Annotated in this window: 21 protein-coding genes and 1 pseudogene; 12 read left to right on the top strand and 10 right to left on the bottom strand. The window is 71.1% G+C overall.

The window, feature by feature from the left end:
* The first annotated feature begins 135 nt into the window (after positions 1–135).
* Positions 136–762, top strand: coding sequence for an SAM-dependent methyltransferase (locus ACLFMI_RS14550; protein ID WP_410948376.1), 627 nt, complete (start codon positions 136–138; stop codon positions 760–762).
* 158 nt (positions 763–920) lie between these two features.
* On the opposite strand, the gene ACLFMI_RS14545 is transcribed toward ACLFMI_RS14550, so the two are convergent.
* From ACLFMI_RS14545 to ACLFMI_RS14510, 8 genes and pseudogenes are all read right to left on the bottom strand, one after another.
* Entirely contained in the window at positions 921–2183 is a 1263-nt protein-coding gene (locus ACLFMI_RS14545; RefSeq protein WP_410948375.1) for an IS4 family transposase, read from the bottom strand.
* Between the two features lie 610 nt (positions 2184–2793).
* The gene (locus ACLFMI_RS14540) at positions 2794–4572 is read right to left on the bottom strand and encodes an IS481 family transposase (protein ID WP_410948498.1); all 1779 of its coding nucleotides are present in this window, start codon (positions 4570–4572) and stop codon (positions 2794–2796) included.
* Between the two features lie 211 nt (positions 4573–4783).
* Positions 4784–5161: a dihydrofolate reductase family protein gene (locus ACLFMI_RS14535; RefSeq protein WP_410948497.1), complete on the bottom strand. Its 378-nt coding sequence runs from the start codon at positions 5159–5161 to the stop codon at positions 4784–4786.
* Between the two features lie 568 nt (positions 5162–5729).
* Positions 5730–8015 carry a heavy metal translocating P-type ATPase gene (locus ACLFMI_RS14530; protein WP_410948374.1) on the bottom strand — a complete coding sequence of 762 codons (2286 nt, stop codon included), beginning with the start codon at positions 8013–8015 and terminating at the stop codon, positions 5730–5732.
* Positions 8015–8242, bottom strand: coding sequence for a hypothetical protein (locus ACLFMI_RS14525; protein ID WP_410948373.1), 228 nt, complete (start codon positions 8240–8242; stop codon positions 8015–8017). The genes ACLFMI_RS14530 and ACLFMI_RS14525 overlap by 1 nt, the downstream gene beginning before the upstream one ends.
* A gap of 107 nt (positions 8243–8349) precedes the next feature.
* Positions 8350–8553 (bottom strand): annotated as a pseudogene (locus ACLFMI_RS14520) (heavy-metal-associated domain-containing protein); the annotation flags it as partial.
* A gap of 103 nt (positions 8554–8656) precedes the next feature.
* Positions 8657–8941 (bottom strand): metal-sensitive transcriptional regulator, encoded by a 285-nt coding sequence (locus tag ACLFMI_RS14515; protein WP_410948372.1) that lies wholly within the window; start codon positions 8939–8941, stop codon positions 8657–8659.
* Between the two features lie 36 nt (positions 8942–8977).
* The gene (locus tag ACLFMI_RS14510; RefSeq protein WP_410948371.1) at positions 8978–9301 is read right to left on the bottom strand and encodes a carboxymuconolactone decarboxylase family protein; all 324 of its coding nucleotides are present in this window, start codon (positions 9299–9301) and stop codon (positions 8978–8980) included.
* Between the two features lie 145 nt (positions 9302–9446).
* Here ACLFMI_RS14510 and ACLFMI_RS14505 point away from each other — a divergent pair, with 145 nt between their 5' ends.
* The 11 genes from ACLFMI_RS14505 to ACLFMI_RS14455 all read left to right on the top strand — a co-directional run bounded on the left by ACLFMI_RS14505 (position 9447) and on the right by ACLFMI_RS14455 (position 20158).
* On the top strand, positions 9447–9797 hold the full coding sequence (locus ACLFMI_RS14505) for an NADH-quinone oxidoreductase subunit A (protein ID WP_410948370.1): 351 nt from the start codon (positions 9447–9449) through the stop codon (positions 9795–9797).
* Positions 9788–11020 carry a hypothetical protein gene (locus ACLFMI_RS14500; RefSeq protein WP_410948369.1) on the top strand — a complete coding sequence of 411 codons (1233 nt, stop codon included), beginning with the start codon at positions 9788–9790 and terminating at the stop codon, positions 11018–11020. The genes ACLFMI_RS14505 and ACLFMI_RS14500 overlap by 10 nt, the downstream gene beginning before the upstream one ends.
* On the top strand, positions 11017–11943 hold the full coding sequence (locus ACLFMI_RS14495) for a complex I subunit 1 family protein (protein WP_410948368.1): 927 nt from the start codon (positions 11017–11019) through the stop codon (positions 11941–11943). Before ACLFMI_RS14500 ends, ACLFMI_RS14495 begins: the two co-directional genes overlap by 4 nt.
* Positions 11944–12504: an NADH-quinone oxidoreductase subunit J gene (locus tag ACLFMI_RS14490; RefSeq protein WP_410948367.1), complete on the top strand. Its 561-nt coding sequence runs from the start codon at positions 11944–11946 to the stop codon at positions 12502–12504.
* On the top strand, positions 12501–12806 hold the full coding sequence (gene nuoK / locus ACLFMI_RS14485; RefSeq protein ID WP_410948366.1) for an NADH-quinone oxidoreductase subunit NuoK: 306 nt from the start codon (positions 12501–12503) through the stop codon (positions 12804–12806). Before ACLFMI_RS14490 ends, nuoK begins: the two co-directional genes overlap by 4 nt.
* Positions 12807–12809: 3 nt before the next feature.
* Entirely contained in the window at positions 12810–14630 is a 1821-nt protein-coding gene (locus ACLFMI_RS14480; protein ID WP_410948365.1) for a proton-conducting transporter transmembrane domain-containing protein, read from the top strand.
* Positions 14631–14634: 4 nt separating this feature from the next.
* A complete protein-coding gene (locus ACLFMI_RS14475) occupies positions 14635–16140 on the top strand; it encodes a complex I subunit 4 family protein (RefSeq protein WP_410948364.1) in 1506 nt (501 codons plus the stop codon).
* A 4-nt stretch (positions 16141–16144) separates the two neighbouring features.
* Complete coding sequence (locus tag ACLFMI_RS14470) at positions 16145–17590, top strand: NADH-quinone oxidoreductase subunit N (protein WP_410948363.1); 1446 nt, start codon at positions 16145–16147, stop codon at positions 17588–17590.
* The gene (locus ACLFMI_RS14465) at positions 17587–18087 is read left to right on the top strand and encodes a DUF6153 family protein (RefSeq protein ID WP_410948362.1); all 501 of its coding nucleotides are present in this window, start codon (positions 17587–17589) and stop codon (positions 18085–18087) included. The genes ACLFMI_RS14470 and ACLFMI_RS14465 overlap by 4 nt, the downstream gene beginning before the upstream one ends.
* 68 nt (positions 18088–18155) lie before the next feature.
* Positions 18156–18827: a DUF305 domain-containing protein gene (locus ACLFMI_RS14460; protein WP_410948361.1), complete on the top strand. Its 672-nt coding sequence runs from the start codon at positions 18156–18158 to the stop codon at positions 18825–18827.
* 404 nt (positions 18828–19231) lie between these two features.
* On the top strand, positions 19232–20158 hold the full coding sequence (locus tag ACLFMI_RS14455; RefSeq protein ID WP_410948360.1) for a F510_1955 family glycosylhydrolase: 927 nt from the start codon (positions 19232–19234) through the stop codon (positions 20156–20158).
* Between the two features lie 88 nt (positions 20159–20246).
* Here ACLFMI_RS14455 and ACLFMI_RS14450 read toward each other — a convergent pair whose 3' ends face one another.
* Both ACLFMI_RS14450 and ACLFMI_RS14445 read right to left on the bottom strand, forming a co-directional pair.
* Positions 20247–21713: an MDR family MFS transporter gene (locus ACLFMI_RS14450; protein ID WP_410948359.1), complete on the bottom strand. Its 1467-nt coding sequence runs from the start codon at positions 21711–21713 to the stop codon at positions 20247–20249.
* The gene (locus ACLFMI_RS14445; RefSeq protein ID WP_410948496.1) at positions 21713–22810 is read right to left on the bottom strand and encodes a PLP-dependent cysteine synthase family protein; all 1098 of its coding nucleotides are present in this window, start codon (positions 22808–22810) and stop codon (positions 21713–21715) included. Before ACLFMI_RS14445 ends, ACLFMI_RS14450 begins: the two co-directional genes overlap by 1 nt.
* Between the last annotated feature and the right edge of the window lie 87 nt (positions 22811–22897).

The following is a 22897-nucleotide window of genomic DNA, read 5'->3' as shown; positions in this document are numbered from 1 at the left end:
CCTCGGTCCGTCCGCTGAGTGGAGTCGGTCCGTCCGCTGAGTGGAGTTGGCAACCCATGACCGTGCTGTCTCGATCGACTTCTGTCGATCACACGTCCTTCATGAACCCCGTAGACGTGAGGCAGCACAACAGACATGGATCTACCTCGTAGTTTCACTATTCGCGAAGCCGAATCGCGGATCGTCAATCCGTTCGACGAGCACAAACTGCACAGTCTCGGGGAGGTTTTGCGCCTGTCCAGAGGAGCGAGCATCCTCGATCTCGCGTGCGGCAAAGGCGAGATGCTGTGCACCTGGGCCCGGGACTTCGGCCACACGGGATCGGGCGTCGATGTCAGCAGCGCCTTCATCGCCGATGCCGACGCCCGCGCCCGAGAACTGGGTGTGGAACAGCAGGTCGCCTTCCGCCACGACGATGCCGCGGGGTTTGTCCTGGACTCCAGCGTCGACGTAGCGTCCTGCGTCGGCGCCAGCTGGATCGGTGGCGGACCGGGATGGCAGGACGCGGTCACGGGAACACTGGCCCTACTGGAACGCAGCGTCCGCCCCGGCGGCGTCCTCTTGCTCGGCGCGCCGTACTGGAAGCTGCGCCCGCAGAGCCAGGAAGCCCTGGCGGCCTGCCACGCGGAGTCTCCCGACAGCTTCGCCGAGCTGTCACACCTGCTCGACCACTTCGCCAGCCTCGGGTACGACGTAGTCGAGGTGGTAATGGCGGACGAGGACAGTTGGGATCAATGCCACTTAGTTAGGCTAGCTGGGTGACATCAGGCTTCAGGATCGCTGGTCGTGGATTGTAGTGATGTTGCCGATGTTCGGGCTTCTTTGTAGGGAAGCTGTGACGATTACCCTTCTTGGCGACTCGTGGGTAGGTTCGATAGCGGCGGACGTTCTGGCGCTCGATCGTTTCGGCGATGGCTCGTTCACGGTTCTGGCGTTGAGCGGTGGGGGGAAAATGCCGGCGGGTCGGCGACCTGTCGGCGGACTATGTTCAAGGTTCGGGTGAACGATAGTCGGTCGGGGTCGAGGTCGACGGTGTCAGCGGCCTCGGCCATGAATGCGCGTACCGCGTAGTGGGAGATGAGCAGACCCCACATCTCCTGGCGCACGAGTTCAGGGGTTTTTGAGCGAAGTCCGCACCCGCCAAGCAACTGAATTTCCAGTTCGCGGAACGATGATTCAATTTCCCATCGTTGATGGTAGGCGTTGGCGAGTTCAACGGCGTTGGCCTGCTCGGGGTCGAGGATCGAGGTGATCAGCCGGAAGGTTTCGGACTTTCCCTCCGAATCGGTGTGCCCTTCGATCTGATACTCGATGATTCGAACGGTGATGTGGCTGGCCAGGTGCGGGCTGTTCGGGACCGAGGCCAGCGGGATGCGGGTGGCACTGGAACGGGAGGCCTTGTTGCTGATCTCGGCGAGGTAGGAGCCGTCGTCGAGGACCGTCGTCGGCTCAAGAGTGATTGTTGACCAGGCGCGCCAGAGCAGCGCCGCGCCGGTGGCCAGGTACTCCCGCCAGAGCTCGTAGCTGTGAAAACCGCGATCGGCGATGAGCAGCATTTCCGGGGTGACCCGGTCGCGCAGCGGGCCGGCGAGCTCGCGTTCGCCCTGGTAGATCGTGCCAAGTTCGGCGGCGACCAGAGCGTGGGTGCCGCATTCGCTCAGGCCGACCGCGCGCAGCTGTGGGAACGGTCGCCGGGTTCCCCCTTCGGGCTTGCCGTAGTCCGCCAGGTTCGCCTCGGTGTCTGGCAGGTCGATCATCACACCGTCGATCGCCATGAGTCGCCAACCCCGCAGCCACGCACCCGGTGTCCCCGCTCGGGCTAACGGTACGGCGACGCGGTCGAACAGGGCCTGCATCGGCTCGGCGCCCAATCGGTGCCGGGCTTGCGACAATGCTCCTGTCGTGGGTACTGCCCAGTCTCGACTCCAGACTCGCGCGAACCGTAATCCATGCACGAGTTTTCGGACTACTTCTTCGTAGCCGTCGGTGAACAACGCCAGTGCGAGCACGAAGTACACGACGACATGAGCGGGTAGCGACCGCGTCCGTTTCTGTACCCGCCCCGTTTCGGCCAGCACTTCGTCAACCACCGATCGCGGTACGATCCGGGTGAGAACTCCGACCGAAACATGATCGGTCAGCTTCCCATTTAACGGCCGCACACCAGGGGTGTCACTCGACATGCCTGAATGATACGACGGCAGGCCGTTCATTCCCGCCATTCTCGACTCGACACGCCGGGGGCGAACTGGCCGAATAGTAGCGATCGTGATTGTGTCTGTGGAAAAAGAACGACAGGCCGTGGCAACGAAGGGCGCGAGGCGGCCAGGATGGGAATACTTTAGGCGTGAGAGACGTGTGCCGACCGTGCAGCACTGGCACCGCCGCACGGGAGTTACTGCGCCACACAGCTACGCAGGAGCGAGCTTAACTAAGTGGCATTGCAGTTGGGATCGCTACGCGGCCTCGCAATGGTTGTCGATCCGACGGTGGCTTGACGCCCACCCTGATGACGATCTCTACGACGAGTTCCGGACAGAACTCGACTCCTCCCCGCGTAAGCACCTGCTCTACCAGCGCTCACACCTCGGTTGGGGAGTGTTTGTGCTGATGCGGCGCTGACTGTCGGGCCCCGCTGACCGCCCGACGTTCTCCGTCAGCGGGGTCAGACCACGCCACGGACCGACGTCGCCGAAGCACAGTCACCGCAGCGCAGCAGCGCTGTCGCATCAGCGCTGTCGGGTCTCACCTGATGCTTGACGTTCCTGTCCCGGGTGATGGTTGACGTTCGGGCTAGGAAACTGTGCGGTCTGTCTGGGCCTTGAGATTACGGATCGCGCCGGTCGTGGTGCGGCTGTAGGTGCGTTGGGCGCCGTCGATGAGGTCGACGGTGATCGTGTGCTCGGCGACGTGGGCGGTGACCACGGTGCGGGCCTGCTCGCGGCCCAGCGCGATCAACTGTCGGGCGATCATGATCGTGCCGGTGGCAGAGACCCGGCGGGTGACGGTGACCGGCTCGACCGACGGGCGTGGTGGGGGCCCGGCCGGTCGGGCGCCGCGCAGGTGGCGGGCCTGGTCGTAGGTCAGCGGGTTCGGCCGTGTGCGCAGCAGCTCGCGGGTGTCGGGGTCGAAGATCAGCAGGACGTGGTCGTCGATGCGGATGGTGACCCGGCGTCCGCCGAGGATCTCCGCAGCGAGGTTCCAGCACCCACCGACGCTGATCAGGCCTTGACGGGAGACGGTGCGGTCGACCTCGATCGCGGTGCCGTCGGGTTCGACCGGTGGTAGCGGGGAGGGCCCGGCGGGGCGGCCTCCGGTCGCGGCGAGGGTGGCGAGCTGGTTGTCGGTGTAGGGCGAGCGGACGGTCTTGATTCGGGCCCGGCCGGCGGTGAGGTGGATGACCTGGTTGTCGGCCCAGAACGTGACCGTGATCCCGGCGCGGTGCGGGCCGAGCCAGAACTGTTTGCCCAGCACCGCGAGGTTCCCCGAGGCGGGGACGACCCGCTCGAACTCCACTGGCCCACCCCGATAGGCCTCGACCTCGGTGGTCGGCTCGTCGGCCGGGTCAGGACCGGTCTCGTCGCCGGGAGCGGGGGCGGTGGTCAGTCGTGCGGGCAGCCGAAGCGGGAGCAGCTCTTCGTCGCCGCGCTGGTGCTGGCTGGGAGCGAAGCGGTCGACCGGGCAGGCCATCTCGATCGCCTGGTGCGGACGCGCGCAGTTGTAGTCGCTGATCCAGGAGTCCAGCGCCGCCTGCGCCGCCAGCAGCGAGTCGAAGGGTTCGGCGTGGTCGAGCAGTTCCCGGCGCAGGGTCTGGTGGAACCGCTCCACTTTCCCGGTCGTGGTCGGGGTGGCGGGCTGGGTGAGGCGGTGGGTGATGGCGTTGTCGCGGCAGATCCGGTCGAACAGGACTTCGCCGCCGCGGCCGAAGCGGGCGGTGAACTGCTTGCCGTTGTCGGTCAGCACTTCGTCGGGGATGCCGTAGCGGCGCAGCGCCTCGGCGAAGGCGAGGCAGACCGCCCGGCCGGTCGCTCGGACCATCACCGTGGCGATCACGGCGAAGCGGGAGTGATCATCGACCCCGGTCACGATCTTCGCCTCGGTGACCGTCCCGTCCGGGCTGCGGACGTGGATGCCGCCGACGATGTCGAGCTGCCACAGCTGCATCGGCTCCGGGCGTTCCCAGCGGCGGTAGTCCGAGCGCAGCTTGCGCCTGCGCCGGGGTTCGACCAGGCCATTGCGGTGCAGGATCCGCGCGACCGTGCTTCGCGACGGGGCCTGCTCCCCGAAGCGGAAGCCGAGCTCGTGGGCGATGCGCCGTGGTCCCCAGCGGGGGTTCCCGCGGCGCATCTCGCAGACCGCTACCTCCACCGCCTCGCTGGCCTGATGGGGGCAGGCGTCCGGGCGGCGTGACCGCGAGGCCAGACCGGCCAGGCCGTCGGCGCGGTAGCGGGCGATCCAGGTGTGCAGGGTCTGGCGTGAGACGCCGAACTGGGCCGCGACCTGATAGCGCGGTTCACCTTGCTCGACGGCCAGCACGGCGCGGTAGCGCTGCTCGACCACGGTCATGTCCACCAGGGCCAATCCCGGCCTCCCCACCCACGCTGTCCAGCAAGGACAACGAGTAGGAAAGCCGATCAGGCCCGAACGTCAAGCATCAGGTGAGACCGGAACGTCAAGCATCAGCCGGGACACGACACTGTCGCATCAGCGCGCTGTGTTTAGAGCCTCCCTTCGGCATCAAGGGCGCCGCCTCCGGCGGCGCTGAGCTGCGAGGCCGATTCGGTCATTGCTCCCGCCTGTAGTGCAGCGAGACCGCGCCGTGCGGCAGGATCGTCGTCGAGGCGAGCCCCCAGGCGCCAGCAGCATCATCGGGAAGGAGCCGCAGGCCTCCACCGAGCATGACCGGCACAACGGCGAGTCGGAGGTCGTCGACCAGGTCCTCGTGGAGCAGCGACTGGATGAGCGTGGCGCTGTTCATGACGAGGACGTTCGTACCCTCCTCGGCCCGGAGGGTGTTGACCGCAGTGCGGGCGTCGTTGAAGATCCGGGAGTTCGACCACGGGGTCTCGGTGAGTGTCGTTGAGACGACGGCCTTGTCGACCTTGTCGAGCCACTCGCCGAGCGCACGGGTCCGGGAGTCGGTGGTGGGGTCTCGGGTGATGGTCAGCCAGACGGAGTGAAAGCCCAGGTAGTTGTTCTTCCCGACTAGCGCGGACGAGCAGCCGCGCCAGATGCCTTCGAAGTGCTCGGCGGTGTCATGGTTGAGCGCATGCTTGTGTAGCCAAGTGTCGTGGGCCGGGCCCGTCGGGGCCTGAGGAGTAGCCGTCGACTGACACGCTGCACCAGGCGATTACCCGCCGCGGCGCAAGACCGGCGGCACAGCTCCGAGCCACCCGGTCCGGCGCACGCTGAGGCGCCAAGTACGCCAGGCACAGGCACTGTCGTTCGGCCGTCGTTCACATCAGCTTCTTCGTAGCCAGGACCCCGCATCCCGCGGCACCGTTCGCCGCGTGTCCGCAGCTCAAAACAGTCACTGACTATGCGTGCCCGGTTTGACACGGGTCGTTACTGTTGCGATGGGCTACTCGGCGGCCCGCCGTCGTGTCCCCGCCCGCCCCCCTCGGGACGGGGCCACGACGGGTCCGGACCAGGGAGTGCTCCTCCACGAGGAGCTGTACACGACAGCGCCGCCCTCCATGGTGGAGAGCGGCGCTGTGCAGGTGCGGTCGTCAGGCCGCGTGTCCTCGGAAGCGGCGCAGTCGCAGGCTGTTGCCGACGACGAAGACGGAGCTGAATGCCATCGCCGCGCCGGCGATCATCGGGTTGAGCAGGCCCACCGCGGCCAGGGGAAGGGCGGCGGTGTTGTAGGCGAAGGCCCAGAACAGGTTGGTCTTGATCGTGGCCAGGGTGCGGCGGGAGAGCCGGACCGCGTCGGCGGCGGCGCGCAGGTCGCCGCGGACCAGGGTGATGTCGGAGGCTTCGATGGCGACGTCGGTGCCGGTGCCCATGGCCAGCCCGAGGTCGGCCCGGGCGAGGGCGGCGGCGTCGTTGACGCCGTCGCCGACCATCGCGACTGTCCGGCCCTGCTCCTGCAGTCGTTCGATCACGGCCAGCTTGTCGGCGGGCATGACCTCGGCGATGACGGTGTTCGGGCCGGGTTCGATGCCGACTTCGGCGGCGACGGTGTCGGCGACGGCCTGGTTGTCGCCGGTGAGTAGGACGGGGGTGAGCCCGAGGCGGCGGAACTCGGCGATCGCCTCGGCGGAGGTGGCCTTGATCGTGTCGGCCACGACGAGCACGGCGCGGGCCTGGCCGTCCCAGGCGACGGCCACGGTGGTGCGGCCCTTCGCGGCCTCGTCCGCGGCGGCGTCGGCGAGTTCCGCGGTGAGGGGGACCGACCACTGCTCGAGCAGCCGGGGTCGGCCGACGAGGACGGCGTGACCGTCGACGACCCCGTGGACGCCGAGGCCTTCGTGGTTGGTGAACTCCTCGACGCGGGGTAGGTCACCGGTGCGTTCGGTGGCGCCGGTGGCGATGGCGGCGGCGATGGGGTGTTCGGAGGCGGTCTCCAGCGCGCCGGCGAGGCGCAGTGCGGTGGTCTCGTCGACGCCGTCGGCGGTGTGAATGCCGGCCAGGGTCATCGTGCCGGTGGTGACGGTGCCGGTCTTGTCCAGTACCACGGTGTCGACCCGGCGGGTGGATTCGAGCACCTCCGGACCCTTGATCAGGATGCCCATCTGGGCGCCGCGGCCGGTGCCGACCAGCAGCGCGGTCGGGGTGGCCAGGCCCAGTGCGCACGGGCAGGCGATGATCAGGACGGCGACGGCGGCGGTGAACGCCGCGGTCGCGCCGACGCCGGCGCCGAGCCAGAACCCGAGGGTCACCGCGGCGATCACGATGACGATCGGGACGAACACCCCGGAGATGCGGTCGGCGAGGCGCTGGACGGCGGCCTTGCCGTTCTGGGCGTCCTCGACCAGTTTCGCCATCTGGGCGAGCTGGGTGTCGGAGCCGACCCGGGTGGCCTCGACGACCAGCCGTCCGCCGGCATTCACGGTCGCGCCGACGACGGTGTCGCCGACGGTGACCTCGACCGGCACGGACTCGCCGGTGAGCATGGAGGCATCGACCGCGGACCGTCCCTCGACGACAGTGCCGTCGGTGGCGATCTTCTCACCGGGCTTGACGACGAACCGGTCGCCGACCACGAGTTCGGAGACCGGGATCCGGGTCTCGGCGCCGCCGCGCTGCACCGCGACGTCCTTCGCACCGAGTTCGAGCAGGGCGCGCAGGGCGGCGCCGGCGCGCCGCTTGGAGCGCTGCTCGAAGTAGCGGCCGGCGAGGATGAAGGTGATGACCCCGGCGACGACCTCGAGGTAGATGTTCCCGGCGCCGTCGGTGGGCGCCACGGTCAGCTCGAACGGGTGCACCATCCCGGGGGTCCCGGCGGTGCCGAAGAACAGTGCATAGACCGACCAGGCCATGGCCGCGGTCGTGCCCATCGAGATGAGGGTGTCCATGGTGGCCGCGCCGTGGCGCAGGTTGGTCCAGGTGGCCCGGTGGAACGGGGCGCCCGCCCAGGCCCACACCGGTGCGGTGAGCACGAGTGAGAGCCACTGCCAGTGGGTGAACTGCAGCGCCGGGATCATCGACAGGGCGATCACCGGCACGGCGAGCACGGCGGAGACGATCAGCCGCTCGCGCAGGGCGCGCAGCTCGTCGTCGGCACGATCGTCGTCGTCCTCGGTCCGGTCGCCGGCCTGGTCGACGAACGGAAGGGTCGCCGAGTAGCCGGCGGATGCGACGGTGCTGACGAGCTCGTCGGTGTTGATGCCCGCGGGCGCGTGGACGCGGGCCTTCTCGGTGGCGTAGTTGACGGTGGCGGTGACGCCGTCGAGCTTGTTGAGCTTGCGTTCGACCCGGTTGGCGCAGGAGGCGCAGGTCATGCCGCCGATGGCGAGTTCGATCTCCTGGGTCGTGCCGTGCCGGTCCGGCTGCGCAGTCGTGGTGGTCATCAGTGGCCTCCCTCGCGGTGGTCGTCGCCGTGCCCGGCGGGCTGCGTCTGCGGCGCCGGGCTCGCGGCCGGTGCTGCTCCATGCCCGGCACCGGAACCGGCGGGGCCGCTGTGGGCGGTGGGGCGCAGGTGGTCAGTCGGGGCGACGGTCATGCCGGTCGCGAAAGCGCCGGCACCGAAGAGGACGACGGCCGCACCGTAGGCGGACAGTCGTGCTGCGGTCTTCATCGTGGAAGTCCTTCGGCAGGACCCGATGCGGGTGGACGACCGTCGCGCAGTAGCGAGGCCGTGACCCGTACCGGGTGGCGGACAGACGATCGGGGCTCTAGGCCCCCAGAGGTGAGCTCGTAGCCGGCTTCCTGCACGGCCGCGCGGACTACGTCGGCGGAGATCTCGCCGTCGCTGGTGACAGTGACCGCGCCGGTGGGCAGGTCCACCGACACGTCGGTCACGCTGGCGACCTCGCTGATCTCCTCGGTGACCGAACTGACGCAGTGACCGCAGGTCATACCGGACACGGTGTAGGTGGCGATGCTCATGACGGGGTACCTCCTCGTGACGGCCCGCGCGTCGGATGCGGGCAGGCTCCGGTCACCGGAGACGGGCTCGCCGCTCCGGTTTCCGGGTCTTCGGGGCCTGGGGTCAGGAACGGACCAGGCGCGCGATCGCGGCGCTGGCTTCCTGGATCTTCTCGTCGGCGACCGCGCCACCCTCACCGGCGGCGTCGGCGACGCAGTGCTTGAGGTGCTCGTCGAGCAGGCCGAGCGCGACGGCCTCGAGTGCCTTATTGACCGCCGAGACCTGGGTGAGGATGTCGATGCAGTACTTGTCCGACTCGATCATCTTGCTGATCCCGCGGACCTGCCCCTCGATCCGACGCATCCGCTTGGCGTGCGCGTCCTTGTTGGCGGCGTATCCGTGTTGCATCGCTCTACCTCCTCGAGATCGTCACCAACGATACCCCTAGGGGGTAGCGGCATCAATGGTCGGCCGCGAGAGGCCGCTCACCAGGTTGAACGTCCCGGTGAACACGTTGAGGGTCACCACCACGACGATGTCGGCGATCTCTCGATCGCTGAAACCGCACGCGTGCAGCTCGTCCGTCCGGGCGTCAGTCATGCCCCTCGGCCGCATGTAGCACAGCAGTCCGAATTCGACGGCTGCGGTGTCGGCCGCGGTGACTGCCGTACCGGAGCGCGCCAGTTCGATGTCGGCTTCAGTGACGCCCATTGCTCGTGCGGCCGCCTCGTGGACGTCGAGGCAGCGGTCGCACCCGAGTCGGGTCATGATTCCTCCGAGCGTCGATACCCTAAGGGGGTATTCGCTTCTTACACCCCCGGGGGGTATCAGGCAGAGGCGTGACTCGGCTCGCGTCGGATGCATTGCGGGGGTACGGTATGCGCCCGTTGCGGCCGATCAGGAGGGGGCCGGGGTGGGGGAGTTCGTTCCGCTGGCGATCCTTACCGGCGTGGTACTGATCCTCGTGGCGGCAGTGGTCGGGGTATCCCGACTGGTCGCGGTCGGCCCGGCTGCGGGGGGTCGGCTCCCGCACCTGGGGGGCCTGCCACCGGTCGAGCACGCGGTCTCGCGGTTTCACGTCCGCTGGTACACGGTGACGATGATCTTCCTGGCTTTCGACATGGAAATGATCTTCATGTACCCGTGGACGGTCGTGGTCGCGACGATGGGGACGACCGCGGTCGTGGAGATGTTCCTGTTCCTGGCCATCCTGCTCGCCGGGGTCCTGTATGCGTGGCGCGAAGGAGCGCTGCGATGGACCTGACCGCCGCTCTGCTGCGCTTCACCGCGCGCGTTCCGCACGTCCTGATCGTCGGAGTCGCCGGTTACCCGCAGGTGCACCTGGACGTCGACGAGGCGGTGCGGCTACGTGGCTGGCCGGAGGCGACCGGTCCGGCGGACGCCGACGTGCTGGTCGTGGCCGGACGCGCAGGGCCGGAACTACGCGAGGTCGTCGAAGGTCTGTGGCGGCAGATCCCCGCGCCACGAGTGCGCGTCGAGCTGGCCGACGACGCCACGCCGGCAGAGTTGGAGGACACGCTCGCGACGATCCCCGTGCGGCTCGCGGACGCGCGACACGCACGACGCGAAGCCGCCGCGGCCGCCGCCGATCTCGCCGACGACCGGGGAGCCGACGATGCCGCGCACGGACACGAACACAGCGGGCACGACTACGGCGAGGCAGCCGCGGGCGGGCCCGGCGAGCACACCGACCACGACCACCACGGCGACCACACCGGCCAGCAGCACACCCCCGACGACTCCGGCGTCGCTGACGAGCCCGACCACGGCGCGCACGGTGAACACAACGGTGGGCACGGTGGAGGACACGACCATCACCACATGGACATGCCGCTGCCCGGTGGGCTGGGCATGGCCGACGTCGCCGACGACCGCGACGGCCTCGCGCTCGATGTCCTGCACCTGCCGCTGGGGCCGGTACTCCCGGAGTGGCCGGCCGGGCTGGTCGTCGACGTCGAGCTGCAGGGCGACGTCATCGCCTCGGCCACCGCACGTGTGCTCGACGCCGTCCAGCCCCGCCCGCCGGCCCCGGCGCCGGTATCGGCCGCGGTGCGCGACCTGGACGCGCTCGCACGGATCCTGGCCATCGCCGGCTGGCACGGCCCGGCCACCCGCGCCCGCGTGCTGCGCGACCGCCTGCGCCGCGGCGAACCCGTGGCCGATCTCGCGCGTCTGGTCCGGACGGTCCGCCGATCGAGGGTGCTGCGGCTGATGCTGCGCGGCACGGCATCAGGTGCCGGCATCGACGTCGCGGACCTGCTCGAGCAGCGCCTCGTCCGGATCGAGGCTCGCGCTGCCGGGACACCGGTCGACGACCCGGTACGCCCGGGCCCCGCCGCCCTCGGGGCACGCCTGGCCGGCGCTGAGTTCGCCGCGGCACGGCTGCTGATCGCGGCGCTGGATCCGGACGTCGACGGGGTCGTGGCCGCCACCGCGGTCCCCGGCCCCGGTGAGGAGCAACGATGAGCCCGGCGATCCTGCTGCTCCCGGCGGGGATGGTCGTGGCGGTGTGGTTCGTCGCCGTCCTCGACGTCGCGGTGGGCGCCCGGGCTGCCGGTGGGCGGGCCGGGGTTCGGGCTGCGGTGGTTGAGCCGGTCCGCGCGGCGGCGCGGCTGGTGATCGGGCAGCGGCGCACGACGCTGGCTGCCGACGGGTTGCTGCGGTGGGCGGGGATCGTGTCGTTGGTCGTCGCCGCGGTGCTGGCGGCGGCCGTCGTCCCGCTGGGCGAGCGCCCGCTTGCCGACCTGTCGGTCGGTGTCGTCTGGTTCAACGCGATGGAGGTCGTGGCCTGGGCGGCTGTGTGGCTGGTGGGCTGGGGCCCCAACGGGGCGTTGTCGCTGGTCGGCGGGTACCGGTTCGTGGCCCAGGGGCTGTCCTACGAGCTCCCGCACATGTTCGCGATCATCACCGCGGCCCTGGCGGCGGGGAGTTTGCGGATCACCGACATCGTCGAGGCCCAGGCCGGCCTGTGGTTCGTCGTGCTGATGCCGGCGGCGTTCGTCGTCTACCTGCTCAGTGCGGCCGCGATGGCGTTCTGGGGGCCGTTCGACGCCCCGGTCGCCCGGGACACCGCCGGGGGCGCGGCGGCGGAGCTGTCCGGTGTGGACCGGTTGCTGTTCGCGGCCGGGCGCCGGCTGTTGCTCGTGGCCGCTGCGGCGATGGCGGTCCCGTTGTTCCTCGGCGGCGGCCACGGGCCGTGGCTGCCCGCCTGGGTATGGGTGGGGCTCAAGACCGCCGCGGTGCTGGCGGTGTTGGTCTGGCTGCGCCACCGGTTTCCGACGATCCGGATGGACCGCTGGGCGGAGATCTCGTGGGTCGTGCTCGTGCCGCTGACGATCGTGCAGGCGCTCGTCGTCGCGCTCGTCGTGCTGGCCCGGGGAGGGATGTAGATGGCTTTCGCCGTGTTCGGCCTGCTGGCGCTGCTGGCGATCTCCTCCGGCGTGCTGGTGTTCGTCGTCGACTCGATGGCGCGCGCGACGTTCTGCCTGCTGGTCTCCTTTCTCGCGGTCGCCGCGATGGTACTGATGACCGGGCTGGCCTACCTCGGCGTCGTCATCATCCTCATGATGATCATCGAGATGGTGATCATGGCCGTGTTCATGGTCATGTTCATGATGAACCCGGCCGGGCTGATGCCGATGTCGATGTTCCACAACACCCGCGGCGCGGCGGCCATCTGCGGTGTCGTCTTCGCCGGGCTGGCCGCGGGGATCCTCGTCGTGGACTGGCCGCAGCGCCGCGGTGCGCCGGCACCGGACCCGACCGTCGCGCTGGGCGAGGCCCTGATGGGGCCGCACATGCTGACGATGATGACCCTCGGCGTGACGCTGTTCGCCACCATCGTGGCCACGGTGGTCCTGGCCACCGGGCGCGGGCGCTACGACCGGCTCGGCGACGACCACGACGCCGAGCGCGCCGACGACCCGGCCGGCGGAGGAGTCGGTCGATGATCCTCGAGGCGTTCCTGCTGGTGGCCGCCGCACTGTTCTGCATCGGGTTGTTCGGCGCGCTCACCCAGCAGTCGATCGTCATGCTGATGATGGGCCTCGAGCTGATGATCAACGGGATCATCCTGGCCGCGGCCGCGTTCTGGTACTTCCTCGCCCCGGCCGCCTCCGACGGCCAGGTGATCGTGGTGGCGGTGGTGACCGCGATGGCGATCGAGATGGCGATGGGCTTCGCCGTGGTCACGGCGATCTACCGGGCCAAGCGCGTCGACATGACCGACTCGGCCGCCGAGCTGGAGGGCTGAGCCGTGCCCGGTGCCCTGCTCCTCGCCCTCCTCATCGGTCTGCCCACCGTGGCCGGGGCGGTGCTGCTCATCGCCCGCCCCACCCGCGGCGCCACCGCGGCCGGGGTCGCGACGGCCGCGGTCACCCTCGCGGTCGCGGTGGCCGCCGCGGTGACCCGGCCGGCGTCGGAGGTGGCGTTGCTGGCCGGTGTGCGGGCCGGGTTCGCGGTGGACGGGTTGTCGGCGGTGCTGGTCGTGCTGGTCGCCGCGGTGCTGCTCGCCGCGCTCGTCGTCGCCGCGGCCGAGCCGGACCTGCGGACCGGCCGGTTCCACGGCCTGATGCTGATCTTCGCCGGGGCGATGCTGGCGACCGTCACCGCTACGACGCTGCCGGTGCTGCTGATGGCCTGGGAGGTCATGGGCGCGATGAGCTGGGCGCTGATCGGCTACCGGCTCGACGACCGGGCGGCCGGCCGTGCCGGGACGGTCGCGTTCCTGACCACCCGCGCCGCGGACCTCGGGCTGTATGTCGCCGCGGGCGCGGTGCTGGCCGGTGGCGCGGGTGCGATGGCGCTCGCCGAGCTTCCCGGCCTGCACGGCGGCTGGCTGCACCTCGCGGTCGCGGGCGTCGTGCTGGCCGCGCTCGGGAAGTCCGCGCAGCTGCCGCTGTCCTTCTGGCTGTCCGGGGCGATGCACGGGCCGAGCCCCACCTCGGCGTTGCTGCACTCGGCGACGATGGTCGCCGCCGGTGGCTACCTGCTGCTGCGGATCGCCCCGGCGCTGGAGGCCACCGGTTGGGCGGCGCCGCTCGTGGCGTGGGTGGGTGTGGCCACGGCGCTGGTGCTGGGCCTGGTCGCCGCGGTCCAGGACGACCTCAAGCAGCTGCTCGCGGCGTCCACCTGCTCGCAGATCGGGTTCATCGTGCTGGCCGCCGGGACCGCCGCGACGCAGGCCGGGGCGCTGCAGACCGTGGCGCACGCCGCCGCGAAGAGCCTGCTGTTCCTGGTCGCCGGCCTGTGGCTGGCCACCCTCGGCAGCCGCAGCCTCACCGGTGGCCTGCGGGGCGCCGCACACCGCCACCGGGTGGTCGGGGCCGCGTTCACCGTCGGGGCACTCGCGCTGGCCGGCCTGCCGCCGTTCGGGTTGTGGGTCGGCAAGGACGCCGTGCTGGCCGCGACACCGGCGGTCTCGCCGGTGTTGTACGTGGCCGGGCTGGTCGCCGGGTGGACCGCGGCGTTCTACGCCGGACGGGCCCTGTGGTTGGTCTGGCGCCCCACCGCCGGCCCGGTCACCGGCAGCGGGCCGGCTCGCCTGCCCGTCCCGGCGGTGGCGACGACCGTCGTGCTCGCCGTCGCCGCCGCGGTGGCCGGGCTGCCGGCGCTGGGGCCGGCGCCGTTGCGCCCGCAGCCGGCCCCGCAGGCCTCGGAGCTCGCGGCCTCCGCCGTGCTCGCCGGGATCGGCGTCCTGGTGGCCCGGCACTACGCCGAGCGGGTTCCGGCCCCGGGGCTGTTGGTGCGCTGGATCGACCTGGAGTGGCTCGCCCAGCGCGGTCTCGCCCGGCCGGTGCTGGTCCTGGCCGGGGCACTGGCCCGGGTCGACGATCACGGCCTCGCTCGCGTCCCCGCCGGCGCGGCACGCGCCACCGCCCGGCTGGCCACGCTGGTCACCGCGCACGGCGAGCGCGGTGTCGACCGTGCCGTGTCCGGGATCGCCGACGGCGCCCGCGCGCTCGGCCGGGCCGCCCGGCGCCCGCAGACCGGGCAGCTGCACCAGTACTACGCGCAGGCATCGGTGGGGTTCGCCCTGCTCGCCGCGCTGGCCGTCCTCGTCCTCGTTGTGGGGTGACCCGTTGCTGTCGCTGATCGTGTTCCTGCCCGCCCTGGTCGCGGTCGCGCTGTCGGTGGTGCCGGCCCGTGCCGGCACCCGGGTGTTCGCCGGTGCCTGGGTCGCGACCGGGCTGGTGCAGCTCGGGCTCGTCGCCGTGGTCTGGGCCGGCCTGCCCGACACCGGCTACGGCTCGGTGGAGCGGCTCGCGTGGATTCCCAGCGCCGGGATCTCCTATCACCTCGGCGTCGACGGCCTATCTCTGCCGCTGCTGGCGCTGACCGCGGTGCTGTTCACCGCGACGGCGGTCTACACGCTGCGCGGCATCGCCCGCCCGAAGGGCTTCGTGCTGCTGTTCCTGGCGTTGCAGGCGGTCAGCGCGGGCCTGTTCGTCGCGCTCGACCTGATCCTGTTCTTCCTGTTCTTCGACCTGTCGATCGTGTTCATGTACTTCGTGATCGCCGGGTGGGGCACCGGCGCGCCGGCGCGGCGGGCCGCGCTGACGTTCTTCCTCTACACCTTCCTGGGGTCACTCGCGCTGCTGCTCGGGTTCATCCTGCTCGCCCTGGCCGGACCGCGGGTCACCTTCGACATCCCGGCCCTGGCCGAGCAGAATCCGCTCGCCGGCGGCGGCGCCTACGCCGGGCTGACCCTGCTGGTGATCGGGATCGGCCTGGCGGTCAAGACCCCGCTGTTCCCGTTCCACACCTGGCTGCCGCCCGCACACACCGAGGCACCCGCGGCCGGGTCGGCGATCCTGGCCGGGATCCTGCTGAAGATGGGCACCTACGGCTTCGTCCGGATCGCGATGCCCCTGCTGCCCGCGAGCTGGCGGCAGTTCGCGCTGGTCGCCGTCGTGGCCGGGGTGGTCTCGGTGCTCTGGGGCGCGCTGGTCGCACTCGCCCAGACCGACCTCAAACGCATGATCGCCTACACCTCGGTCAACCACATGGGCTACGTCCTGCTCGGCCTCGGCGCGGCCGGGCTGGTCGCCGGCAGCGGCGAGCAGGCCCGCACGCTGGCCACCGCGGGCGCGACCTACCAGATGGTCAGCCACGGGTTGATCACCGCGGCGCTGTTCCTGCTGGCCGGATCGCTGCACGAGCGCGGCCGCACCTACGACATGACCGCCTACGGCGGGCTCGCGACCCGCACCCCCCGCTTCGCCGGGCTGTTCGCCGTCGCCGCGTTCGCCTCACTCGGGCTACCCGGGTTCTCCGGGTTCATCGCCGAGTTCCAGATCTTCACCGGAGCCCTGGGCGCGGTACCGGTCGCGACGGTCATCGCGGTGACCGGTGTCCTGCTCACCGCGGCACTGTTCCTGGTCGCCATGGGGCGGATGCTGCCCGGCGAGGTCCGCGTGCCGGACGCGCCCGGCACACCGCGCCCGTTCCCCGATCTCGGCGTCCGGGAGCTGCTCGCGATCGCGCCGCTGCTGGTGCTCGCCACCGTCCTCGGTCTGCTGCCCCGGGCGCTGCTCGAGGTGATCGAGCCGGCCGCCCGCACCGTCAATGACCTGGTCGCCCGGTGAGCGCATGAACATGATGGTCCACAGCGACCCGACCGCTCTGATCCCTGAGATCGCACTGCTGCTCGGCGCGGTCGCCGGGCTGCTGCTCGGTGCCTGGACCCCGCGCCGGCGCCAGTGGACCATCCGGGTGCTGGCCGCACTCGTCGCCGCTGTCGGGCTGGTCGCCACCGCCGTCGCCGCGACCCGGCCGCCCGAGGTGGTGTTCGGGACCTACGTCCTCGACACCGCCACGCACACGACCCGGGCGATCGTGCTCGTCACGACACTGGCCCTGCTCGCGCTGTGCGGCGACACCGTCGCCGGGCACCGCCGCGAGACCGAGTTCGTGGTGCTCGTCCAGCTCGGCGCGCTGGGCTCGATGCTGCTCGGCGGGGCAGCCGATCTGGTCCTGCTGTTCGCGGCGTTCCTGCTCGCCAGCGTCCCGCTGTACGCCCTGGCCGGCTGGGCGAAGCGTGGCACCGCGACCGAGGCGGCGCTGAAGTACTACCTCGCCGGCGCGCTCGCCGGAGTCACCACCCTGGCCGGGGGCACCCTGCTGTTCGGCGTGGCCGGGGCGACCGGCTACGCGGGCGTCGCCGAGGGGATCACCCGGGGACCGGGCGGCGCCGCGGCGGTCGGGCTCGTCGCCGTGCTCGCCGGGCTGGCGTTCAAGGCCGGCGCGGTCCCGGCCCACTTCTGGGTGCCCGACGTCGCCGACGGCACCCCGCCCGCGGTCGCCGCCGTGATCACCACACTGCCGAAGATCGGCGCCCTGGTCGCCACCTACCGGCTCCTGGACACCGCCATCCCCGCCGACGTCGTGGACTGGCCGCTGCTCGTCGCGATCCTCGCCGCGGCGAGCATGACACTGGCCAACCTCGCCGCCTTCGCCCAGACCTCGATACTGCGCCTCCTCGGCTACTCGACCGTGTCCCAGGTCGGCTACCTGCTGATGGCCGTCGCCGTCGCCGGCCGCGCACCGCTGGCCCAGCCTGCGCTGCTGTTCTACCTCGCCGGCTACGCCGTCACCAACATCGCCGCCTTCGCCGTGGTCGCCGCCACCGCCCAGCGCAGCATCGACGGGCACCGCGGGCTGGCGCACCGCGACCCGTTGCTCGCGATCGCCCTCGTCATCGCGCTGCTCGGGCTGGTCGGCACCCCGCCGACTGCCGTGTTGTTCGGCAAGCTCGTCGTGTTCACCGCGGCCGTCGACGGTGGCCTGGCCTGGCTGGTCGTGCTCGCCGTGCTCAACACCGTCGCCTCGCTGTTCTACTACCTGCGCGCCATCGCACCCGTCTTCACCGACCCCGGCAACGACCACGACGGCACCGCCGGCCCCGTCGACCACGAGGGATCGGGGACCCGGTCGCGTCCGTGGGCGCGGTGGACGGCGCTCGGCACCGCTGCGGTGTCGTTGCTGCTGGGCGTGGGCGCCGGTGTGGTCCTGGCCGTGGTCGGGACACCGACATGAACAGCACGCACGGCCTGCAGGAGCCGCCCAGGCACGCCGGTACCGTGGCCGATATGGGCAACAGGCGGCACGGACTGCGGCTGGTGCTGCTGGTCCTGCCTGTCCTGCTCGGGCTCGTCGGGATGCACGCGCTCGTCGCCCCGGCTGCTTTCCCCGCCACGGACACCGGGCATCAGGTTGCGGTCGACGCGTCCGTGGCCGGACACACCGACCTGCGAGCCGACGCGTCCACGCCGCCGTCTGCTCCGGTGTCGGCCGCAGCCACCGACGACCCGATGCCGGCCGACCACGGTGAGCACGACGCTCACCTGCTGCACCTGTGCCTGGCGGTGCTGGCCGCGGTCGGGCTCGCGCTGCTTGCGGCGTGGGTGTTCCTCGGGCGCCTGACGCTCCCGGTCTCGGTCACCCCGGCCCGCCAGCTGGCCCGCAGCATGCCGGCCCAGCGGCCACCGCCCGTCCCTCGAAGACTCGCCCAGCTCTGCGTGATGCGGACCTGATCGGCCCCCGGCGCGACAGAGCGCCGGATCCGGCCCGATCACACCGACACGGAGAGCCAGAACCACACATGAAGATCACCAACGTGGCCACCGCGGCCACGACACTGACTGCTGCCCTCGTCCTGGCCGCCTGCGGCGGTGGGGACCCCGCCGGCAGCGCCGCACCCGCGAACCCGGCACCCGCCCCGACCAGCGCCGCCGCCGCTCCCAGCGCCGCGGTCTCGGCCGAGCACAACCAGGCCGACATCGCCTTCGCCCAGGGCATGATCCCGCACCACCAGCAGGCCGTGAAGATGTCGAAGCTGGCCACCGACCGCGCCGGCAGTGACGACGTCCGCCGGCTCGCCACCGAGATCGAGCAGGCGCAAGGCCCGGAGATCGCGCAGATGCAGGCCTTCCTCACCGCCTGGGGCGCGCCCGCCCCCGGCGCCATGCCCGGGATGGACCACGAGTCGATGGGCGACGGCCCCGACCAGAACGGTATGGGCCAGGGTGGCATGGATCACGGCGGCATGGCCGGGATGATGAACCCCGACCAGATGGGCCAGCTCGAGCAGGCCAACGGCGCCGACTTCGACCGCATGTTCCTCGAGATGATGATCGCCCACCACGAAGGTGCGGTGCAGATGGCCCAGACCGAACTCACCAACGGGACCAACCCCGAGGCGAAGGCACTGGCCCAGCAGATCGTCGACGCCCAGGAAACCGAGATCACCGAGATGCGCGAGCTCCTCGGCTGACTATCCCCCGGCCAGGGTGAGCCGGCACCGACAGGTCGCCCTCACCTCTGGCCGATACGGGTGGGGGGTATGTACCGTTCGGTGTTATATACCCCCCGCCCGTATCGACGAGGGAGGCCGTCCGATGGCGAAGAGCGCGAGTCGACCCGCTGCCCGAGCTCCGCTGTCCGCCGTGATCGCGGCCGCCACATCCGAACCCGGCCGTGCGGTTCTGCGCTGCCTGCTCGGGTGCGCGGTGCGGGCGCTGTCTGCCCGCACGCCCGCTGCCGACCGCCGCGCGGCATGTGGCAACGGTCGATGACCGCGCAGCCACGACGGTCTCCACATCCTGCTCAAGGCTCGGCCCGCCGAGCCCACCGCGCTGCCGGAGCACGCCCCGGCTGAAGAGAAAGCCACCACTGCTGATGCTCGACAGACGTCCTGCACGCCGCACGAACCCCAAGCCCCGCAGATCTCGCTCCCGCCCCGCCTACGCGCTGCTCACCGCAGGCATCGCCGTACTGCTGGCGGGCTGTGGCGGACCGGCTCAGCCGGCCACCTCCCCCACCGCTGCCGACACCACCGCCGGCCTGTTCGGGCCGGTCGGTCACGTGCACGGGGTCGGGGTCGACCCTGCCGACGGCAGCACGGTCATCGCAGGCCACCACGGTCTGTTCGGCCTCACCCCCGAGGGGACACTGGCCCCGCGCCAGGGCTCGCCGCAGACCGGTGGGCCGGACCTGATGGGCTTCACCGTCGCCGGCCCGCGCACCTTCCTCGCCAGCGGCCACCCCGCCCCCCAGGACACCAGCACACCGAACCCGGTCGGGCTCGTCCGCAGCACCGACGGCGGCGCGACGTGGGAGCCGGTCAGCCTGCACGGCGAGGTCGACTTCCACGCCCTCGACGCCGACGGCACCAGCGTCGTCGGTCTCGACGCCACCCGGGGACTGCTGATGACCAGCAGCGACAGCGGTCGAACCTGGCAGGAACGCGCCCCGCTGTCCGCCCTCGACGTCGCCCTGGCCTCCGGGGACGGCGCCCGGATCCTGGCCACCACCGAGGACGGGGTCATGGCCAGCGGTGACGGCGGCGCCACCTTCACCAGCGTCGCCGGGAGCCCGCTGCTGGCCTACCTGGCGTGGGCCGGCGACGGCACCGTGTACGGGATCGGACCGGACGGAACGCTGCACGCCAGCACCGACCGGGGCGCGACCTGGCAGCGTCGTGGCGGCACCGCGAGCCCACCGCAAGCGATCAGCGCCGAGCCCGGAGGTCGACTGACGGTCGTGACCGACGACGGCGTCGAGCACTCCACCGACGGCGGCGCCACGCTGCAGCGACTCGCCTGACCGGCGGTCACCGATCGGCGAGGCTCCACGGGATGTGGTCGTCCTGCCGCCCCTCGGGGGTGGGGTCGTGGACCTCACCCCTGGGTGGTCACCGTCGCCGGACGGCGCCAGGGAGATCGGCCAGGGGGCGTGTCTGCGCCGACGCTGCAGCCGCTCCGCGTTCGCCCGGACGGACGCGTGGCAGCGGGTGCGTCGGCCGGTCATCGTGCTGGTCGACCGCCCGCAACCGGATGGTCGCAGGATCGGCATCCGGTCCGGTGGGCGCCGCCTGAATGTCATCGTCGGGTGCGGTGAGCAGGCCACGCCGGTACAGCACGGCCAAGGCCAGCCCACACAGTAGCCCGATCACCAGCAGTACCAGCCACGGCGCGTAGGGGGCCCCGGCGGAGCGGGCAAGATCGATCGCCCAGCCCGTCCCCGCATTCCCGAGCAGGATCCCCACCCCGCACACGGTGTTGTAGAAGCCGTAGTGGGTCGCGACGAGCCGGTTGCGGGCGAGCCCGACGATGGTGTCCATCTCGAACGGCAGGACCACGGCGGTCCCGATCGCGAGCAGCGCCGCCGTCGCCAGCAATGCCGCCACGCCGACCACCGTCGCGGCCACCGCGCCGACCTCGGGGAGCACGACGAGCAGGGCATCGGCGAGCAGAAGGGGCACGAACGCCGCACCGAGCACCACGAGGCCACGACTGAGCGAACCGGCCGGCCCCCAGCGCGCACGACACCACGCGGTGACCTTCATCTGCGCGGCGATGGTGACACCACCGGAGACGACGTAGAGCGCGGTCACCAGCGCCGTGCCCGGGTCGCCCTGCCCGCCCAGTGTCCGGGCGTGCAGCGGCAGCGCCAGATACACCTGGTAGGACAAGACGTAGGTGCCGATCATCGCGACCGAGAAGGGCAGGAACCCGCGGGTCGCGGCGACGTCGCGCCACTGGCCCAGGACCGGGCGCCGATCCGCGTCGGTCCCCCCGTCGGCGTCGCCTCCACGGGCCGGCAGCGCCCGGATCTGCAGCACCGTGAGCACCGCGAACACCGCCGCCGCCACCAGGCAGGTCACGGCGAAGTCGATGCCGGTCAGCAGCAGACCCACGACGGGGCCGACCACGATGCCCGCTTGGTAGAACACGCTGAACAGCGCGAACGCCTCGACCCGGCGTTCCCCGGCATCGCGGGCGATGTAGGCGCGCACGGCCGGGTTGAACAGCGCCCCGGCGAACCCGGTCGCGGCCGAGGCCACGACCAGGGTCGTCACGTTGTCGACCAGACCGAGCAGCGCGAACCCGCCGGTCCGCAAGGCGCACCCGGCCACGATCATCGGCTTGTAGCCGAACCGGTCGGCCAGGCTGCCCCCCACCAGGAACATGCCTTGCTGGAAGAAGTTCCGCACCCCCAGGATCACCCCGACGAGCAGCACCGAGAGTCCCAGGCCCTGGGACAGGTGATCGGCCAGGTACGGGATGAGCATGTAGAAGCCGAGGTTGATGGTCAGCTGGTTGAGCAGCAGCAGCTGGACCGGCCGGTCGAACGACCGGTACCTGTCGAGGACGCGCATCAGCTCTCCGGCCCGGTGGGTGCGAGCACGGTGGTGCAGCGGGTCCAGCGGTGGACCTCGACCGCGTCCGGTCGGTCGATCTCGTCCGGGTCATGCACGGGTGGGCCGCTGATGGTGATCCCCTTCGCCTCGCAGAACTCGTCGTTGTAGACGGTGTCGAAGTAGCGCTGCGGCCCGTCGGGGAAGATCGCGGCGATCCGGGTGTCCTGCGGTCGGGTCCGGGCGAGCCAGCCGGCCACAGCACCGACCGCGCCCACGCTCCAGCCGCCGCTGGCGTAGCTGGCACACGCCATCGCCCGGCACGCCGAGACCGCCTCGTCCGCGGCGACCCAATGCACCTCGGAGAAGATGCCGTGATCGACGTTGCGCGGATGGATGCTCGAGCCCAGGCCGCGCATCAGCCGCGGCCGGGCGGGCTGCCCGAAGATCGTCGACCCGACCGTGTCGACGCCGACGACCTCGAGGTCGGGCAGGTGCCGGCGCAGCGCGCGGGAAACGCCCGCCGAGTGTCCTCCGGTGCCGACCGAGCAGACCAGCACGTCGATGTCGCCGAGTTGGCTGCGTAGCTCGTGCGCCAGCGGGGCGTAGGCGCTGACGTTGTCGGGGTTGTTGTACTGGTCCGGGCACCAGGCGCCGGGATGCTGGTCGAGTACCTCGGCGACGCGTTCGCGGCGGGCCTGCTGCCACCCACCGCACGCGGCGGCGGACGGCACGGTCACCATCTCGGCGCCGTAGGCACGCAGCAGGCGATACATCAGCGGTTCCATTCCCGGGTCGGATACCAGCGTCACCGGGTGCCCGTAGGCGATACCGGCCAGGGCCAGCCCGAGCCCCAGCGTGCCGCTGGTCGACTCGACGATCCGTCCACCCGGCTGCAGGTCACCGCGGTCGCGTGCCTGCTCGACCATGTGCAGGGCGGGGCGGTCCTTGATCCCGCCGGGGTTGGTGCCCTCGAGCTTGGCCCAGAAGCCCCGCCCATCGGAGGCGAACGGTGCGTCGATCCACACCGTCGGGGTGGAACCGACGACGTCGGTCAACTTCACACAGCGCCGGGGCGCGAAGCCCGGGCCATCGAGGGGAACAGTTGTGAAAGGCATGGACATGACAGACCTCGTTCAGGCGCGGCGACACGCCGCACCAGGGAGCGGTGATAGGACGCAGGAGACGGCGACCGGGGAAAGAGC

It is taken from the genome of Pseudonocardia nantongensis (assembly GCF_046546495.1).
GTDB classification, from domain to species: Bacteria; Actinomycetota; Actinomycetes; order Mycobacteriales; family Pseudonocardiaceae; genus Pseudonocardia; species Pseudonocardia nantongensis.
The sequence above is the reverse complement of the archived record's forward strand: the minus strand, read 5'-3'. Positions and strand labels throughout refer to the sequence as shown.

Coding starts and splice junctions, on each gene's coding strand:
- ACLFMI_RS14550 (WP_410948376.1), top strand. CDS start 136: ATGGATCTACCTCGTAGTTTCACTATTCGCGAAGCCGAATCGCGGATC.
- ACLFMI_RS14545 (WP_410948375.1), bottom strand. CDS start 2,183: ATGTCGAGTGACACCCCTGGTGTGCGGCCGTTAAATGGGAAGCTGACC.
- ACLFMI_RS14530 (WP_410948374.1), bottom strand. CDS start 8,015: ATGACCACCACGACTGCGCAGCCGGACCGGCACGGCACGACCCAGGAG.
- ACLFMI_RS14525 (WP_410948373.1), bottom strand. CDS start 8,242: ATGAAGACCGCAGCACGACTGTCCGCCTACGGTGCGGCCGTCGTCCTC.
- ACLFMI_RS14515 (WP_410948372.1), bottom strand. CDS start 8,941: ATGCAACACGGATACGCCGCCAACAAGGACGCGCACGCCAAGCGGATG.
- ACLFMI_RS14510 (WP_410948371.1), bottom strand. CDS start 9,301: ATGACCCGACTCGGGTGCGACCGCTGCCTCGACGTCCACGAGGCGGCC.
- ACLFMI_RS14500 (WP_410948369.1), top strand. CDS start 9,788: ATGGACCTGACCGCCGCTCTGCTGCGCTTCACCGCGCGCGTTCCGCAC.
- ACLFMI_RS14495 (WP_410948368.1), top strand. CDS start 11,017: ATGAGCCCGGCGATCCTGCTGCTCCCGGCGGGGATGGTCGTGGCGGTG.
- ACLFMI_RS14490 (WP_410948367.1), top strand. CDS start 11,944: ATGGCTTTCGCCGTGTTCGGCCTGCTGGCGCTGCTGGCGATCTCCTCC.
- nuoK (WP_410948366.1), top strand. CDS start 12,501: ATGATCCTCGAGGCGTTCCTGCTGGTGGCCGCCGCACTGTTCTGCATC.
- ACLFMI_RS14470 (WP_410948363.1), top strand. CDS start 16,145: ATGAACATGATGGTCCACAGCGACCCGACCGCTCTGATCCCTGAGATC.
- ACLFMI_RS14465 (WP_410948362.1), top strand. CDS start 17,587: ATGAACAGCACGCACGGCCTGCAGGAGCCGCCCAGGCACGCCGGTACC.
- ACLFMI_RS14460 (WP_410948361.1), top strand. CDS start 18,156: ATGAAGATCACCAACGTGGCCACCGCGGCCACGACACTGACTGCTGCC.
- ACLFMI_RS14455 (WP_410948360.1), top strand. CDS start 19,232: ATGCTCGACAGACGTCCTGCACGCCGCACGAACCCCAAGCCCCGCAGA.
- ACLFMI_RS14450 (WP_410948359.1), bottom strand. CDS start 21,713: ATGCGCGTCCTCGACAGGTACCGGTCGTTCGACCGGCCGGTCCAGCTG.
- ACLFMI_RS14445 (WP_410948496.1), bottom strand. CDS start 22,810: ATGCCTTTCACAACTGTTCCCCTCGATGGCCCGGGCTTCGCGCCCCGG.